A 13809-nucleotide genomic window follows, 5' to 3' on the forward strand; every position below is an offset into this window, starting at 1 on the left:
CCTTTTTTGGTGAGCCTCAATGGTTGATGTGTTGGGGTGTCGGTTTCCCGACTATTTATCATTTTCACCCTTCATGAAGGTCATCCAGTGCGTTTTTTCGCGCTTCCCGGACTTGTGGCCAAACAACGGTTGCTCATCGGTAAGGGCAAGAATCTCGCTGACCCGGATCTGGGTTTCGTTCCACTTAAAGATAAGGAACTGGCCAGGGCGCAACACCCGGAAGCACTCGGCGAAGCCTTTGCGCAGATCGTCGCGCCAATCGTCGGTGAGGATTCCATACTTAAGCCGGAGCCAGCTTTCACGGCCGGCGCGTACCAGGTGCGGCGGATCGAACACCACCATGTTGAAGCTGGCGTCGGGGAATGGTAGATGCCGAAAATCCATAATGACGTCGGGCTCAACCCTCAACACCCGGCCATCACACAGCACATGCTCTTCATCGCGGATGTCACCGAACAGGGCGCGCTGATCACCCTTGTCGAACCACATCATGCGGCTAGCGCTACAAGGGTCGAGGACTTGCGCATTCATGGCCTTGGCCCCTTGTAGATGAAGGCGTAGGCGAACCAGAGGGTGGCGATCATGGCGTCACCCGCTTGCGCACCCACACACAGATCGGGCCGTCGTCGGTATCGTGGATCGAGAAGATGAACCAGCCTTCGCCAGGTGGATTTGTCGGATGCCAGGCCGCGCAATCGGCGATACCTTCAGCAAGCCACGACGCCTGCACTTCCTCTGACGCGTCGTATTCGAAAGCCAGTTCGCGCGCTTCAAGGCCGCGCGAGTCAAACCAGGCGTATGGGATCAACTCGTCTTCGGTGGATGGCCAGGCCGGGTCGGTCCAGTAGCCGTGTATGTCACGCTCAACTGGCAGCGGCTGGATCAAAACAGTTTCTTCAGGCATGACTTCGTCCTTGCCGCTATAGCGGCTGACTTTGAAGGGGGAGGGGTATCTACCTGACCTGCATCGAGCTTTTACTTTGGGCAAAGGGCCTGTATATTTTTGAGGGCAAAACGCCATACATAGGGAAAATGAGATGAGCGAGAAAATTGATGCTGCAGACATACTCAGAGGCATCGAGGGTTTAGCCCAGGCCCGGCTAGCGTATGGGATAGCTCCTCCGCCTCCACCACCGCCTATTCCAGCTCCTCCAGCAGTAAAAGGCCTTTGGTATAACGAAAAAATTATAAAGCTGGATGGTTGGCGCTTTGAGTCGTGTAGGTTTGATAAATGTCGTCTCATAATTGAAACTCCAAATTTCTCTTTGGTTGATTGCTATTTGGATAGCACGAATTTTATTGTTGTTTCTGGGAAGTTAGTTAACGCGCTGCAGTTTATGGCTTTAGGGAATGAGTTTGATGACTCTCCCGAGTACCACCCGATACGTAATCCTAATGGTACCGTTACTATCGGAGCATGACATGGAAGTTAAGGCCAAGGCTGCATTGAGTGTCAGTCCTCGTGGTGGGCAAATAGTTGTATTTACATTGGTTTTCTTTTCGGCTGCATTCTTGTTTGTAGCCATTTGGCTTCATTCCCAGAACCAAAGTTTCATCATTGCTATCTGCGGAGCGATTGTATTTTTCGCTGCGGGCGGCTTGTTTTGGTGGGTTTCGCATAAAAATGAAGAGTTGAAGCAGTCTCATCCTTTTAATCTGAATTTGGGAGAGGGTGATAATGGCTTAATTTTAAGTGCGGATGTTCGAGCTTTACCGCAACTGGAATATGTAAAGGGCTTGCTATCTCATTACTCCTCCGTATTTCACCGGGAGCCGCTACCTATGGCGGACGGAATGATTGGTGACTCTGGTGAACTAATAGAGGGTAGAGTTGAAGAAGCAAACAACGTCGTACAGAAAGCTAATGAGCAGGCCAGGGCCCAGTGTGACTTATTGATGCAGGAATTATTAATTGGTGCTGAATCAAGATTGCACTCAAAACCTCATGTCGTATTGAATGTACCACCCACGATCGATTTAATTACCCCAGTCTCCAACAGCTAAGCGGCTTTGATAACTACAGCCAGCTTTTGCCATGGATCGTTGGCCCGAGCCAAGGCAGCCATCGGCGGCGGGCTGACGCTGTTACCGCACATGTGCACCTGCTGGGTCTTGGTGAATGGCTTGCCGTCTGCGCCGTGACTGATGATGTAGTCGGCCGGAAAGCCCTGGGCCTTGTACAGCTCAGCCGGTTTCAGCATCCGCAGGCAGATGTCGACGATCACGTAGGGCGTGCCCTTGACCATCACGGTGACCATGGCCAAGCGGTCTTTGGTGGTAATGGTCGGCGCGGGCGCATCGCAAGCGCTGATGTTCTCGGTGCCGTAGTAGCTGATCAGGAAGGCGGCGACGCGAAGGGCGCCGGCTTCATGCTCTGGCGACAGGGTCAGCGACACCAGGGAGCTCTTACCGCCACCACCGGCTGTGATGGTTGGTGCCGGATCCTCCAGGCCCTGGCCAACACTGCCGCCGAAAGCCCGCTCCATGAACGCACTCACCAATCCGTGATGCTGGCCGCCGGCACTGATGGTGTGCAGCGGGTCATTGGCGTCCCGTGCATCACAGTTGCCACGCAGGTGCACCAGGTTCGCCACGGCCAACTGCTGCTGGCTGCCGGTGTTGGTCACCGTGGTCATGGGTTCGTGCATGCCCTTGGCGTGCGTGGTGTTGAATCCCCCGTTGGCCTGGATCATCACCGCGGTGCTGACGGATTGGCCGCCGCCGCTGGCAGTGACAGTGCCGATCGGCCCGCAGATGTCGTTCACCCCGTGGGAGCGGCGCTTGTTTGCGCCAGAACCTTCCCCATGCCCGGCCTGGACGATGCAGGCCGAAGCCAGTGCGTGTTTGACACCACCGGCGACAACCGTCCCCAGTGGCTGACCCACGCCCGGCACCGGTGGCTCTTGCCCTGGGCGTTCTCCGTAACCTGACTGAATCAGCGTGGGGCTGACCACCGAGAAGGCGCCACCCTTCGGGTAGGAGGTGACCGTACGCAGCGGCTCGTCTGCGGACTGCACCGTTTCTCCTGACCAGTTGGCGATCGGCACAATGAACGGCGCCGCGCTATCGATGACAAACTTCTTCATGCCTTTGGCGACGCGGCGCAGAGTGGCCGGCGCAAGGTCCTTCTTGCGACCGAAGATGCTTTTGCCCAGGTCACTGAAGTCAATGCAGTCAGCGGCTGTTTTCCACTTCTGCTGGCCCTTGGCCGGGTTCTTGGCGTGGGTTGGCTCAGGCCACACGATCGGCTGGCCATCGCACCGGGCGATCATGAACAGGCGTTCCCGGCTGGTCGGCGCGCCGAAGTCGCAGGCCTTGACCACCTTCCACTCAACGACATAGCCCATGCCTTCCAACAAGGCCACGAAGCGGCGCCAGGTGCGGCCGCGCTGCTTCGGGTCGGGGATCAGGAACTGCTGGCCCACCGGTACAACTTCGCCAGGTGTAGCAATAGTGCCGTCCAGCTTGATCACGCGACCCGTGGCTTTGTCCCTCTTGGCGATCAGCCGGCCCCACTGCAGGATCTGCTTCACGTTCTCCAGGCTGATCACCCGGGGCCGCTTCTTGCCTCCCCACTTGAGGCCGATCCACGACAGGTTGCGGATCTCACGCTTGCGCGGCTGGCCGCCGGCCGCCTGGCTGTGGTGCGTGCAGTCCGGAGACATGTGGAACCAGCCCACGGCCTTGCCGCCGCATTCGGTGTCCGGGTCACCATCGAACACGTCGGTGGTGAAGTGCTTGGCGTTTGGGTGATTCACGGTGTGCATGCTGATGGCTTGCGGGCTGTGGTTCTTCGCCACGTTCACCGTGCGGCCAAGGCCCATTTCCAACCCGGTACCGGCACCGCCACCACCACAGAAGAAATCGACAACGATCTCATCGTCCTGAGGGTTGAAGCCGAGTCCGTATTGGGTTTTGAAATCGAAGGGGTGTTTCTTCTGTTGTGCGGACATAGGGGATCCTCGCCGGGTATATTTGGCTTATTCGTCTAATGGATTTGGGATATGGAACCGGAAAAGAAACTGAGTCGTTTTCTCCCAGCACGATGGGTGTTCTGGCGCGAGTTGCGAAAATGCCGTAGAGCCGAAGAGGAACTCCGGAAAACGGCTCCACCCAACACAAGGGAGTCGGATAGCAATGGCTCGTTATATGAATATCAGCGGGAAAGCCTCGACCTATTTCAAATCCGGAGATCTTTGATTACTAACAACTATCGAAGGAAAGCAGATGCCTTGTGCGTTCCAATGCCTGATTTCGCTGAGGAGGGTATGTGGGAAAGACTTGAAAATGATTATACGGGGCGCACTACGTGCACCCTGACTACAGTCGGTGAGCGCGCCACCATCACGATTATTCGAGAGGCCGAGAAGCATAAGCGCGAAGTGAAGGCATTCTGGCTAACCTGGGTCACTGGCACGGGGGGTATTCTCATCGGGGTGATTTCGGTTTGGCCAAAATAGGAAGCACGTTCAATCACCACAAAAGCAGTCGATGTCCTCTTCGAGATATTCAAATTCGAAATCGGTCTGTCTAGATCGCTGATCCGCAGACCAGCCCATCGTTTTGTAGTCTGCGCGATCCTGGCGGAATACCTGGCCGAAACGCTCTTCGGTGCCTGACCACCAGAGCAGCCGGGAAGGGTCTTCGATTATGGTCTTAATCAGCTTCCCTTCGCTCTTCTTCCAGCACAGGTCGCAGTTGCCGAAGTCTGAATCCATGCCCAGATCGAACGGCTGGGCCTTCCAGAACTCTGCTACGTCCTCTTTCGTGATGCCGGCGGTGTAAGAGGGGCAAAGGTTGTCCCAGCGCGTACCGCCGCGGTCGTTGGCAGCCATCATGCGGTGGTAGCGTTTCGGTTCGTCGTATCGAATCCCGACAACACAGTCCCATTCGGTGTAGCCAAGGGCGCGCATGTGCTTCTCGCCGATCTTCACCTTCAGGTAAGCGGTGCACATGTTGTTCGAGAAGTTCGGCAACACCGGTGGCAGGTTCTTCTCGGCCTTCCTATATGCGGCGTAGTACTCGAGCATCATGGTGAAGGGCTCACCGTCACGGCTGGCTGTTTCGAAGTTCACCAGTTTGTACCAGGGAGCGTCGTCCGGCTGGCCATATACGCGGCACCACTCCATCCAGACGATGTTCACACTCCAGCGTTTGGCGATCTGGTCGATGAAGACCAGGGTTTCCTCGCGCTCCTTGCCGGTGTTCTGGAAGAACAGGTGAATGTCAGACGGCAGAACTCCGCCATGCGCATCGAGGATTTTGTAGACCATGTGCCCGCTGGTGCGGCCACCGCTGATGCCGATCTGGGCCGGGCCAGTGATCAGGTAGGGATTCATAATTACTCCAGACAGCCGATTGCCTCGCCGGCTGGCGTGATTCGTTGATAGAAGTGATAATCTTTTCTGGTTGGTTACCAGGGAGAGTGGCAGTGGCCAGTAAAAAGCTTGAAGCGTTCCGTGAATGGTTCACGCCGCGTAGGAATCTATGGGCAGCAATAGGCCTGTTTGCAATTGCGATTGTGGTGCCACTTGTCTTTCCGGGGACGAGCGTTACTTGGCTCATAGGTCCAGCGAGCGTTTTTTTAATGAGTTGGCTTATTCCCGGTACGAAAGCAAAGCGATAGGGATGCGCCGGCTGGCGCTGTCCAGTTATATGGGGTATTACGGGTTACCGGCATGGAGCCGGATCAAGGAGATCAAAATGACGAAGCGCGCTCAGCCATTGTTCACCGTGAAGCAATACGCAAGCCACGTACCATTCATTTGCATTGAGTATGCAACTGCTGACGACGGTATGCCGACCGAATTGTTCGGTTTTGACGTTAACCCTGGAACGTCGTTTGCTCGGGCCTTGGAGATCGCTCAATACATGAACGATAATCTCGGCGATTTCACAGTTACAGAGTGACTGTAGGCATCCGGCGTAATAGGAAAGGCTGGATCAAGGAGTGTTGCTTGCCCCGCAGTTCCGGCAGTCTTCGCGATAGCGCTGCATGTCGCTGACGAACCGGCCGCAACCGCCACAGTTGAAAACTTCTTCCCGTGGTTTTTTCGGTTTCGCTAATTTGATGCCGGTGCCGCGGAGTGCCTGCTTGAGATCAACGTCCTGGCGCCAAACCAACCGTCGGCGGATGGAATCTATATAGTCGGCAGACCATAGTTTTCGCGTTCCGGCTGTGAGTTCGGCGGCGAACTCCATCCGCGATTGTTCCAGATTCAGATTGCAGGCGCGCCCAAGATCGGCGGTGACTTGACCCCTGTTCCAGCCGATCCAGTAGACGTCATTGCCGTTCCAACTGCCTGGCACTTGCAGATAGACGCGGCACTCTGGTCCCAGCATGGCGTTGCTGGCTTGCTCGTCCATCAACTGGCAGTCGACGCCATAGTGGGCGCGTTCGTCAATGTACTGTTTCGGCCATGGGATATCGGTGTCACGGTGGCCGCAAGCCTTTTCTTTGGTGTACACCTCGCACTTGTCCAGATCGGTGTAGTAGCCGCGGTGCGCCTTCCCGTGGAAGGTAAGGCCATCACCGACGTGGCTGCGACTGTCTTGAAGGTAGAATTCGGCGGGCATGGATTATCTCCAGTCAGGCGCCAACCTCGTAGAGTTGACGTGATTTCTCAGGAAATCGTACTATTGATGGCGTTTTGATATTGATACGGAAATCATAAGGACTTATAAAAATGCATATCAAAGTCATTGAGGTAGAATCGCTCACGCAATATTTGGATGAGGTTCTAGCAATTAATAATCTGACTGGTTCAATTTCTGGTGCTGTGTATAGAGGCCAGTCAGACAGTAGGTGGGGTATTGCCTCCGGATTGAGCCGTTATGTAAGTGGTTCTAAAGATAAAGAAGGTGCGTTAAAGTTAGCATCTCAAGCATATAATATATTCGACTCTCAAAGGCATGGGTATAATGGATTAACCTCAACAAATCCCTGGGACGTTTTAACGCTAGCGCAGCACTTTGGTCTGCCTACTCGCCTTCTAGATTGGAGTCTGTCGCCGATAGTAGCCTTGTTTTTTGCGCTAGATGGAGTCCGATACAAGAGGGTGGCAATTTCGGAATTGACAGACAGCCAAAGAAATGAGTTTCAACATAGCGTTGTAATAGATGGTGATTATGTTGGGCTGCCTGAAAGCGAAGCGGTCGTATATATGATTCCATCGTCACATAACGGTAAAGGGGCTCCTTGGTTAAAAACGAATCTCTTAAGCAATGACCTTTTTGGAAATGTTGAAGACGCAAAGGAAATGGGATTTTGCTTTATAGATCCAGATGTTAGAAATGAGCGTATCAAACACCAGAGTGGTGTATTTACAGTTGGGGTTACTCCTTCGTGTCCGTTCCCTATTGAAAATACTTATGCCATTAAGATTAGGAAGAATTGCATTTCTGAAATGCGTTCGAACTTGGTCAGTTTAAATATTGGCGCAAAATCTGTTTATGGTGATTTAGAAGGACTCTGTCGCGACTTGCTGTTTACAAAGTTTGGTGGCTTTCTGAATAGGTACAAGTCCTGATTCCTATATGTTCGTAATGTTATGAACGCTTATAGGCGTCGATTTTCGCTTGCCTGATTCAGCTTGTAGTGTGAATTATGCTTCTTCGGCGTCGAGCCATGATGCCTTGCGCTGGCCGTGGCTGTACAGTTGATGCGCCACGTTTTCGTCAACAACGATTTCGTGGCGCGGATATCTCAAGAAGGCCTCGAGTTCTTCGTCGGTCATCAAGTCCATCTTCATGATGGCTATTTGCAGGACTTCGCTGATGATCGGCACCTGGCCGCGAAGCCGGATACGCTCCATTGCCTGCTCGATACCCGGCCTGACCTTGTGCCGCAATTCCTTCTCGGCGACCGCCAGGCGCTTCTGCGCAGCCTTGGCCGATCGTTCCTGCACAGTCTTGGCCATGGCCTACCTCTTCTACTCCGCTGGCCGGCAGTGCGAGCCAGGTTTGACGTTTGCGTTGCTGAGTGCGGGCTATGCGGCGCATGAATCGACCTTCACCTGGCACCAGGCGCCGACAGCTTCGAAGATGCGCGCGGCGTGCGCCTCGTCCAGCGATATCGCTTCAGGTATGGCGATCCAGCCCGAAGCCACCATCTGGCTTTGATTGGCCTCGTCGCGCAGCTTCTTGTAGCAATGCTCGATCACGTCTTCCAAGTGGTCGGAGAGGTAAACGCCATCGGGCGCCACCTCCACCGACTTGCTGTACCGGTCGCCGCGGGCGTCGATGCAAAGCGCGCTCAGGTAGATCGTCCACCGGTGGGGGATGCCGCAGACGGCCTGGCCAATCTTCCCCGGTGCGATGTTCTTCAGCGACTTGTAATTGATCATGCCCTGGCGGCCGCCGGGGTCGATGTTCACCACGGCGACGTGATTGGATGCCAGCAGCGAGCGGCACGACCGGGCAATGCGTGTCTGCAGGTTGTGCGGCTTGCGCTTGCTCATAAAACCTCCGCGAGTTTGCGCAGCGCCTTACGTTCTGCCGCTGTGATAGGCGGCTTGCGGCGCTTGAGGATGGTTGCCGGGTCGATGAATTCCGAACGCTTCGCCGGGTCTGGATTCATCGGCGGACTATCGCCGATGGTGAGCTTGCCGCCGGCGGCCAGGTGCCGCCGGACCTGACTGGAAAGCTCCAGCGCTTTCTCGCGCCGAAACTCGATATCTGATCGGAGGTTGCTGATCATGCTGCCGCCTTGCCGAGTGTCACCCCGGCCATGCTGAAGTTTGCACCCTGCGCCGCGACCATTGCGTCGAGCGCTTCCCAGTTGACCAAAAGGACAGTGGTCGGCGCCTGACCGTATGCCACTGCTTTGATCAGTGCCTCGAAGTCCGTCACGTTCGCCTGCAGCGCTACCTGCTCGACCGCGTGGCTCGTTACTGGCTTTGTAGCCTGGGCGACGGGTGCCGCTGTCTGGACTGGCGTGGCGCGGACTGGCTCGGGCGCCGCCACCTTCTCCACGACAGGCTCTGGCTTGATGGCCGCCAAGCGTTGCGCTTCCTGCTCTGCGGCGATGCGTTTCGCGTCAGCCTTGGCCTGCTCATCTTTCTGGTGTTCTGCGATACGGAATTTGATCAGTGTTACCAGATCATCGTTGGCCTTGGTCACCAGCTGCTGCACATCGCTGAACAGGAAGGCGTGATCAACGGCGAGCTCCGCCAGACTGGTCAGGTTCAAGCGAATGCTGTCGGCTGCCTGGCTTGCATCGATCTTCGCCCGGGCCAGTTCGGTATCAACTGCGTCCTGGAGGCTGGCGATGGTGCGCTTATTCTTCATGGCACCGGCGAAGTCCGAAACGACATGAGGCAGCGTGACTTTGCCAAGGGTCTTGTTGATTGCGGCAATGTGATCCGCCAGTGCCAGTTCTGCTTTTTGCTTGATGTTGGTCTTCACCAACAGCTCTTGAGCCTTCACCAGCTTGTCGACCTTCAGGCGGGTCTCGCGGGCATGAGCGCTGATGCGATCCAGCGATGAAAACAGCTCGTCGATGCTTTGGGTCTGCGACAGGGCCTGCTTCTTGGCGGTCGCGACAGCTTCCTCGACATCGCCACACCATTTGACCGCTTTCTTGGCGTCGGCGAAGTCCTGGTCGGTGGAGAGTGTGGTTTTAACCGAGTCGATGACAGCCAGCGCCGAGTCTTCGAACACTTTCAGGTTGCTGGCGGTGACCATGCCGGTCAGCTCGATGCGCAGGGCTGGCAGCTCATCAGGCGCCTTGCCGACTGCGATTGAAGGCGCGTCGGACATCTCGAAGTTGGCCAGGTCGACCTCGAACTGTTTCCAACCTTCGATCAGCTGGGCCGCTCGCCCGGCGACCGGCCGGTATTCCATGTGCACGAAGTTCTCCGGCGTGCCGTCCGAGCAAACAAATATGACCCGCTCAGCGCCGCTCACCAGCAGTTGCTGCTCAAGCTGCCAGTAATAGTGTGGAGCCAGTTCACCAGCCTTCACCTGGGCGACCACCGACTCATTCCAAAGCTTGTGCTCGAACAGGGTCTCGCCGAGCATCGTGGCGCCATCCATGGAGGCGAGCAGGTTGCCCTCGGTAGCAACGATCGGATAAAGCTCTTCGCCGATCAGTGCTTCGGCGAGCGGGCGAGCCATGGCTTCGGTCGCGTGACCCTTGTCGAAGATGAACTGCTGAGACGGCGTGACATCGGGCGTGATGCCGGTCTTTTTGGCTGCGAGCAGATCGGTGCGGGTCTGGTACTTCGATGCGCCCATCATCGCCGGGGCTTCGGAGGCAGTGCGGAACTTGGCGCGAAGGGCAAGCCACTCGGCGGAGCCTTGAGCTACGTTGTGAATTTTCATGCTGCGTCTCCATCGAGGGCTTTGAGGTTGGTGATTTTTTCAATCTGCGCCTCACTCAGCGTGTACTTACTGCTGATGGTCGCAATGAGGTGTTCGGGACTGGTGCGGTTCGAGTCGATCAGCGGTTGCCACTTCGCGATGTTCTCGCTCAGCAGGTCGTCGGAGTAGGCGGGCAGCGCTTTAGGTTCAGGCTGGGCTTGCTGTCGTGGGCTAATATCGCGCGCCGGCTCCTCGAATGCCTTGCCCTCCATCTCATCAGCCGTTGGCGCCGATCCAACTTCAGGAAACGCTTTGCGCAGGGCCTGCGCCTCGGCGCACTTGGCGAGCTGGGCAAATGCTCGACGCTTCCACATGGCGTTGGGCGCCGCAGTGTCCTTGCTGGCTGTTGCGTAGTTTTCGATCCAGCGCTCGTTGGCTGTGTATTCGGCCACTAGGCCGTTGCTCATCTGCCGCTTGACCGTCACGCGGCACCATTCGGGATACGTGACTTCTACACCACTCAACTTCGCAGTCACTGGAGGGCCATATTCTGGTTCGCTGATCCCGGCGTATTGGCCGGTGCGCGCCGCCTGAATGCGGTACAGGCCGATGCCTGGCATCACCGTGTCCTGCATCTTTTTTGTCTTGGAGTTCCAGATCGGGACGATGTGCACCGGCTTCAACATCGGGTCAAGGTGCGCGGCCTGGCAGTAGGCCAGGACCATCACAACAGAGTTCTTTTCTGCGCCGGGGTAGAGGCTGCTGCTCAGCACTTCAACGAGAGCGGCCTCCGACATTGCAGGCGCGTTGTCGTCCAGCTTTATTACTGCGGACATGGGGATTCCTTGCCGCGATGCTCGCAGCGATTGAAGGTGTTGGTTATTGAGTGATTCGATCAGCGAGGGCGCTGAGCAACATCAGAAAGGTGAAGAGGGCAAGGACAGGGAAGGCGCCGCGCCAGATCAGCAGGCGCCGGGTGCGCTGGTGGGGAGTCAAGGCCGAACCCTCACCGCAATCCGCCCACCCTTCATGGTTGGCGCCAGGCGCTGCGGTAGATCCCGCACCAGGTCCTCACGCTTGCGGCCGATGAGCTCGTTGAAGGGAAGGCCGAAGCCCAGGATGGCAATGCGGCGCTCGATGTCGTCGAGCTGCTCGTCGATCAGCGATTTAACCGGTGCGGTGGTCATGCTGCCTCCTTGCGCTGCCGGCTGGTCTTCAGCAGCCAGGCGCTGTAGTGGTGGAACTCTTCGGCGTTGATGGCGCCGGTAGTGAAGTGGCGGACAATCAGGCCTTCAGCCAGCGACTCGGCCAGGTCTGTTGTGTCCGGATGCTCAAGCTCTAGTAGGGCGGTGGTTATCGCGACGTGCGGGCTCATAGGTCGGCATCCACATCGTCTTCTGCCTCTTCCCGTTCTGCTGCCACTGCATCGGCGGCGTAGGGCCGGAGCAGGTCCATGGCGAACCTTTCAACCGTTTCGACTGGGCGCTCATTGCCCAGTAAGTCCGCTGCATGGCTGCGCGCTTCACTCTGGCTACCCAGGATCGCTGACAGGAACAGGCGGGCGAACGAGTCACGCTCGTCAAGTCCGTCGATCTGGCGTTGATTCAGGATGCCTTGCAGGTACGTGCAAAACCGATCAAACGTCACCACCTGCGGCTGGCCGTAGCGGCGCTTCCATTTGATGTCCATGCCGCACACCAACTGTTCCGCCGAGTGTTCCAGCCACTCCTGTTCCGCGCTCGCCTCACTGACCTCTGGAGGCAACTGAGCGTCGTAACGCTCCTGGCATATCTGCAATGCTGCGTTCATGCTGCCTCCGGCCAGTGGCGCTCAATGCTCTCTTTTGCGTAGATGGAAAGCCGCTCGTAGCCGTTCACGCCACCGCAGCCTGGCATCGTTCCTTCCAGCTCGACGCAGGCGCGGATGTCGCAGCGGCGCGAGCAGACCCAGCCACCGTAGTGGCATTGGTGGACTTCGCCTTTCGGCTCCGGGTGATAGGCGAGGCCGCCTTTCCACGATGGCGAGCCGCGCAGCTTGAGGCCGCATCCTCGGCACACCGCTTGAGTTTCAGTACAGTTATGCATGGCGACCTCCAGTGTTTGGGGTTAGGCGTTACCGGAAATTCCACATAATCCGGCTGGGCGAAAACTCGTAGATCGCGAAGCGGCCATCCGGGTTAGCGCGGTGATATTCGTTCTTGCTGACGCGGACCCGCAGGCGGTAGGTAATCTGCAAGTGCCACATCCAGAAACGGATGTTCAAAATCAGGTCGCTCATGACTCTCTCCATTCGTTTGTTCACCTGTATTCGTCAACACTCATGCCTCCCGCTGGTTGCCGATGGGCGCGGGGGAGGAGTGCTGACGTAATAGAGGTGGGGAAGGGTGCCGGTCTTTCCCGGCTACGGCGGCGCTGGCCGTTTAGCGAGTCGCACTGAAGGCTGGTAGCATCGACACTCCTTCTCGGAGCAAGGAATTGCTATGCGTCAGGTTGTTGAAAGGGCGTTAAGCGTGATCGCGGCAGAGAGCAGCGAGCCTGAATACACTGAAGCGTTCAGCGCTGTTCGTGCAGTAGTGGTTGAGTTTGGGGAGGAAAATCTGGCTGACCGGCTTTTTGCCGATATTCCCGATTCGATTGCTTTCATGCAGGTGGCCCGGCTCTTCGACTTTCTTGCCTGGCAGACGGATGACAACGGATCAGCGATGACTCGCACCGCTGAGCGCTGGCTTGTCGAAGGCACAGATCTGCGCAAGATTCAGATTGCTCTTAACCTCGAGGTGTACCCGTTTCCGGACGAGCATGAGATGTACCGCGTGCTGTCTGATGTGGCTGTATCCCACCCTCAGGTGTCTGATAGATGCGAGAAGCTAATCAGCTCTCGCAAGCATCGTTAGTGTTGGGTCAGCATCCCAAGCAGCCTTCGCGAGAAGGCTACTCTGTGATGCTTTGCGTCAAACAAGTACGCTGTTGTCATATTGCCGGGCGCCTGTGTCGCAATGGCTATGGCCTTGGGCGATGGCGTCGTAGTGGTAGAACAGCGAACCAGTAGCGCGGCACTCTCCGCTGTCTTCATCGGCGATCACGACCGCCGTGATCCGAGTGTTTCGAGCGCTGCTGGTGAAGTGAGCGCTGTATTCACCCAGACGGGCGATGGTCTTTCCGTTTTTTTCTGTGCTGGTGAAGTTGAACATTGCGCTGCCCTCCAGGGCTCCGTTGGCTTCCCGTTAATCCCTGTCGCCAAGGCCTATCGGTGAAGCCCCGGTCACGCTACTGGCGTCAGACCGGGTATGTTGCGTCAGCGGTGTGGCCCGTTGCCCGCTGCTGATTGCAGGGCTGGCCGCTCGTCTTCGTAGGTTGGCGGTGAGCTTCCTCCCCAGGGCGTCAATCAGCATCTGTTCGTCTTGGATCACAGGTCCCTACAACATGCACGCTGCAGCTCGTTTGCCCGGTTAGGTGGGCAGGGTGCATGAGGTCCGGCGGTCCCAGCCGAAGCTATCGGGCCCGCTAA

The 13809-nt window shown here is 56.8% G+C and carries 22 protein-coding genes; 6 read left to right on the forward strand and 16 right to left on the reverse strand.

Annotation, left to right across the window (positions count from 1 at the left end):
• Positions 1–51: 51 nt before the first annotated feature.
• Positions 52–531 carry a class I SAM-dependent methyltransferase gene (locus BM403_RS28685; RefSeq protein ID WP_093546352.1) on the reverse strand — a complete coding sequence of 160 codons (480 nt, stop codon included), beginning with the start codon at positions 529–531 and terminating at the stop codon, positions 52–54.
• A 49-nt stretch (positions 532–580) separates the two neighbouring features.
• Positions 581–904, reverse strand: a complete 324-nt coding sequence (locus BM403_RS28690; protein WP_093546355.1) for a hypothetical protein — start codon at positions 902–904, stop codon at positions 581–583.
• A 133-nt stretch (positions 905–1037) separates the two neighbouring features.
• Here BM403_RS28690 and BM403_RS31765 point away from each other — a divergent pair, with 133 nt between their 5' ends.
• Together BM403_RS31765 and BM403_RS28695 are read left to right on the forward strand one after the other, a co-directional pair.
• Positions 1038–1421, forward strand: coding sequence for a hypothetical protein (locus tag BM403_RS31765; RefSeq protein ID WP_139238010.1), 384 nt, complete (start codon positions 1038–1040; stop codon positions 1419–1421).
• Between the two features lies 1 nt (position 1422).
• A complete protein-coding gene (locus BM403_RS28695; RefSeq protein WP_139238011.1) occupies positions 1423–2004 on the forward strand; it encodes a hypothetical protein in 582 nt (193 codons plus the stop codon).
• On the opposite strand, the gene BM403_RS28700 is transcribed toward BM403_RS28695, so the two are convergent.
• Positions 2001–3953, reverse strand: a complete 1953-nt coding sequence (locus BM403_RS28700; RefSeq protein WP_093546361.1) for a DNA cytosine methyltransferase — start codon at positions 3951–3953, stop codon at positions 2001–2003. The genes BM403_RS28695 and BM403_RS28700 overlap by 4 nt on opposite strands.
• Before the next feature lie 51 nt (positions 3954–4004).
• On the opposite strand from BM403_RS28700, the gene BM403_RS31770 reads away from it, so the two are divergent.
• Positions 4005–4460: a hypothetical protein gene (locus BM403_RS31770; RefSeq protein ID WP_139238012.1), complete on the forward strand. Its 456-nt coding sequence runs from the start codon at positions 4005–4007 to the stop codon at positions 4458–4460.
• A 9-nt stretch (positions 4461–4469) separates the two neighbouring features.
• Here the strand turns inward: BM403_RS31770 and BM403_RS28710 are convergent, their stop codons facing one another.
• The gene (locus BM403_RS28710; protein WP_093546367.1) at positions 4470–5339 is read right to left on the reverse strand and encodes an adenine nucleotide alpha hydrolase family protein; all 870 of its coding nucleotides are present in this window, start codon (positions 5337–5339) and stop codon (positions 4470–4472) included.
• Positions 5340–5556: 217 nt separating this feature from the next.
• Here BM403_RS28710 and BM403_RS28715 point away from each other — a divergent pair, with 217 nt between their 5' ends.
• Positions 5557–5910 carry a hypothetical protein gene (locus BM403_RS28715; RefSeq protein WP_139238013.1) on the forward strand — a complete coding sequence of 118 codons (354 nt, stop codon included), beginning with the start codon at positions 5557–5559 and terminating at the stop codon, positions 5908–5910.
• Positions 5911–5943: 33 nt separating this feature from the next.
• On the opposite strand, the gene BM403_RS28720 is transcribed toward BM403_RS28715, so the two are convergent.
• The gene (locus BM403_RS28720) at positions 5944–6576 is read right to left on the reverse strand and encodes a hypothetical protein (RefSeq protein ID WP_093546373.1); all 633 of its coding nucleotides are present in this window, start codon (positions 6574–6576) and stop codon (positions 5944–5946) included.
• 110 nt (positions 6577–6686) lie between these two features.
• Here BM403_RS28720 and BM403_RS28725 point away from each other — a divergent pair, with 110 nt between their 5' ends.
• Entirely contained in the window at positions 6687–7529 is an 843-nt protein-coding gene (locus BM403_RS28725; protein ID WP_093546376.1) for an FRG domain-containing protein, read from the forward strand.
• Positions 7530–7604: 75 nt separating this feature from the next.
• Here the strand turns inward: BM403_RS28725 and BM403_RS28730 are convergent, their stop codons facing one another.
• From BM403_RS28730 to BM403_RS31965, 10 genes are all read right to left on the reverse strand, one after another.
• Positions 7605–7919, reverse strand: coding sequence for a hypothetical protein (locus BM403_RS28730; RefSeq protein ID WP_093546379.1), 315 nt, complete (start codon positions 7917–7919; stop codon positions 7605–7607).
• Positions 7920–7988: 69 nt separating this feature from the next.
• On the reverse strand, positions 7989–8459 hold the full coding sequence (locus BM403_RS28735) for a hypothetical protein (RefSeq protein ID WP_093546382.1): 471 nt from the start codon (positions 8457–8459) through the stop codon (positions 7989–7991).
• Positions 8456–8698 carry a hypothetical protein gene (locus BM403_RS28740; protein ID WP_093546385.1) on the reverse strand — a complete coding sequence of 81 codons (243 nt, stop codon included), beginning with the start codon at positions 8696–8698 and terminating at the stop codon, positions 8456–8458. The genes BM403_RS28735 and BM403_RS28740 overlap by 4 nt, the downstream gene beginning before the upstream one ends.
• Positions 8695–10323, reverse strand: coding sequence for a YqaJ viral recombinase family protein (locus tag BM403_RS28745; RefSeq protein WP_093546388.1), 1629 nt, complete (start codon positions 10321–10323; stop codon positions 8695–8697). The genes BM403_RS28740 and BM403_RS28745 overlap by 4 nt, the downstream gene beginning before the upstream one ends.
• Complete coding sequence (bet, locus tag BM403_RS28750) at positions 10320–11126, reverse strand: phage recombination protein Bet (protein WP_093546548.1); 807 nt, start codon at positions 11124–11126, stop codon at positions 10320–10322. Before bet ends, BM403_RS28745 begins: the two co-directional genes overlap by 4 nt.
• A 168-nt stretch (positions 11127–11294) precedes the next feature.
• Positions 11295–11489, reverse strand: a complete 195-nt coding sequence (locus tag BM403_RS28755; protein WP_012724020.1) for a hypothetical protein — start codon at positions 11487–11489, stop codon at positions 11295–11297.
• Entirely contained in the window at positions 11486–11677 is a 192-nt protein-coding gene (locus BM403_RS28760; protein ID WP_093546391.1) for a hypothetical protein, read from the reverse strand. The genes BM403_RS28755 and BM403_RS28760 overlap by 4 nt, the downstream gene beginning before the upstream one ends.
• Entirely contained in the window at positions 11674–12111 is a 438-nt protein-coding gene (locus BM403_RS28765; RefSeq protein ID WP_093546394.1) for a hypothetical protein, read from the reverse strand. The genes BM403_RS28760 and BM403_RS28765 overlap by 4 nt, the downstream gene beginning before the upstream one ends.
• Positions 12108–12386, reverse strand: coding sequence for a hypothetical protein (locus tag BM403_RS28770; RefSeq protein WP_093546397.1), 279 nt, complete (start codon positions 12384–12386; stop codon positions 12108–12110). The genes BM403_RS28765 and BM403_RS28770 overlap by 4 nt, the downstream gene beginning before the upstream one ends.
• Positions 12387–12414: 28 nt before the next feature.
• On the reverse strand, positions 12415–12579 hold the full coding sequence (locus tag BM403_RS31965) for a hypothetical protein (protein WP_175538116.1): 165 nt from the start codon (positions 12577–12579) through the stop codon (positions 12415–12417).
• Positions 12580–12781: 202 nt separating this feature from the next.
• Here BM403_RS31965 and BM403_RS28775 point away from each other — a divergent pair, with 202 nt between their 5' ends.
• Entirely contained in the window at positions 12782–13195 is a 414-nt protein-coding gene (locus BM403_RS28775; RefSeq protein ID WP_093546400.1) for a hypothetical protein, read from the forward strand.
• Between the two features lie 57 nt (positions 13196–13252).
• Here BM403_RS28775 and BM403_RS28780 read toward each other — a convergent pair whose 3' ends face one another.
• Positions 13253–13492 (reverse strand): hypothetical protein, encoded by a 240-nt coding sequence (locus BM403_RS28780; RefSeq protein WP_093546403.1) that lies wholly within the window; start codon positions 13490–13492, stop codon positions 13253–13255.
• Between the last annotated feature and the right edge of the window lie 317 nt (positions 13493–13809).

Origin of the sequence: Pseudomonas sp. OV546 (assembly GCF_900116845.1) — a bacterium.
GTDB lineage: Bacteria > Pseudomonadota > Gammaproteobacteria > Pseudomonadales > Pseudomonadaceae > Aquipseudomonas > Aquipseudomonas petroselini.

Excerpts from the sequence above, each read along its gene's own strand:
- BM403_RS31765 (WP_139238010.1), top strand. The coding sequence starts at position 1,038 with ATGAGCGAGAAAATTGATGCTGCAGACATACTCAGAGGCATCGAGGGT.
- BM403_RS28775 (WP_093546400.1), top strand. The coding sequence starts at position 12,782 with ATGCGTCAGGTTGTTGAAAGGGCGTTAAGCGTGATCGCGGCAGAGAGC.
- BM403_RS28730 (WP_093546379.1), bottom strand. The coding sequence starts at position 7,919 with ATGGCCAAGACTGTGCAGGAACGATCGGCCAAGGCTGCGCAGAAGCGC.
- BM403_RS28725 (WP_093546376.1), top strand. The coding sequence starts at position 6,687 with ATGCATATCAAAGTCATTGAGGTAGAATCGCTCACGCAATATTTGGAT.
- BM403_RS28780 (WP_093546403.1), bottom strand. The coding sequence starts at position 13,492 with ATGTTCAACTTCACCAGCACAGAAAAAAACGGAAAGACCATCGCCCGT.
- BM403_RS28745 (WP_093546388.1), bottom strand. The coding sequence starts at position 10,323 with ATGAAAATTCACAACGTAGCTCAAGGCTCCGCCGAGTGGCTTGCCCTT.
- BM403_RS28760 (WP_093546391.1), bottom strand. The coding sequence starts at position 11,677 with ATGAGCCCGCACGTCGCGATAACCACCGCCCTACTAGAGCTTGAGCAT.
- BM403_RS28690 (WP_093546355.1), bottom strand. The coding sequence starts at position 904 with ATGCCTGAAGAAACTGTTTTGATCCAGCCGCTGCCAGTTGAGCGTGAC.
- BM403_RS28685 (WP_093546352.1), bottom strand. The coding sequence starts at position 531 with ATGAATGCGCAAGTCCTCGACCCTTGTAGCGCTAGCCGCATGATGTGG.
- BM403_RS28765 (WP_093546394.1), bottom strand. The coding sequence starts at position 12,111 with ATGAACGCAGCATTGCAGATATGCCAGGAGCGTTACGACGCTCAGTTG.
- BM403_RS28770 (WP_093546397.1), bottom strand. The coding sequence starts at position 12,386 with ATGCATAACTGTACTGAAACTCAAGCGGTGTGCCGAGGATGCGGCCTC.
- BM403_RS28755 (WP_012724020.1), bottom strand. The coding sequence starts at position 11,489 with ATGACCACCGCACCGGTTAAATCGCTGATCGACGAGCAGCTCGACGAC.
- BM403_RS31770 (WP_139238012.1), top strand. The coding sequence starts at position 4,005 with ATGGAACCGGAAAAGAAACTGAGTCGTTTTCTCCCAGCACGATGGGTG.
- BM403_RS28720 (WP_093546373.1), bottom strand. The coding sequence starts at position 6,576 with ATGCCCGCCGAATTCTACCTTCAAGACAGTCGCAGCCACGTCGGTGAT.
- BM403_RS28700 (WP_093546361.1), bottom strand. The coding sequence starts at position 3,953 with ATGTCCGCACAACAGAAGAAACACCCCTTCGATTTCAAAACCCAATAC.
- BM403_RS28740 (WP_093546385.1), bottom strand. The coding sequence starts at position 8,698 with ATGATCAGCAACCTCCGATCAGATATCGAGTTTCGGCGCGAGAAAGCG.
- BM403_RS31965 (WP_175538116.1), bottom strand. The coding sequence starts at position 12,579 with ATGAGCGACCTGATTTTGAACATCCGTTTCTGGATGTGGCACTTGCAG.
- BM403_RS28735 (WP_093546382.1), bottom strand. The coding sequence starts at position 8,459 with ATGAGCAAGCGCAAGCCGCACAACCTGCAGACACGCATTGCCCGGTCG.
- BM403_RS28710 (WP_093546367.1), bottom strand. The coding sequence starts at position 5,339 with ATGAATCCCTACCTGATCACTGGCCCGGCCCAGATCGGCATCAGCGGT.
- BM403_RS28695 (WP_139238011.1), top strand. The coding sequence starts at position 1,423 with ATGGAAGTTAAGGCCAAGGCTGCATTGAGTGTCAGTCCTCGTGGTGGG.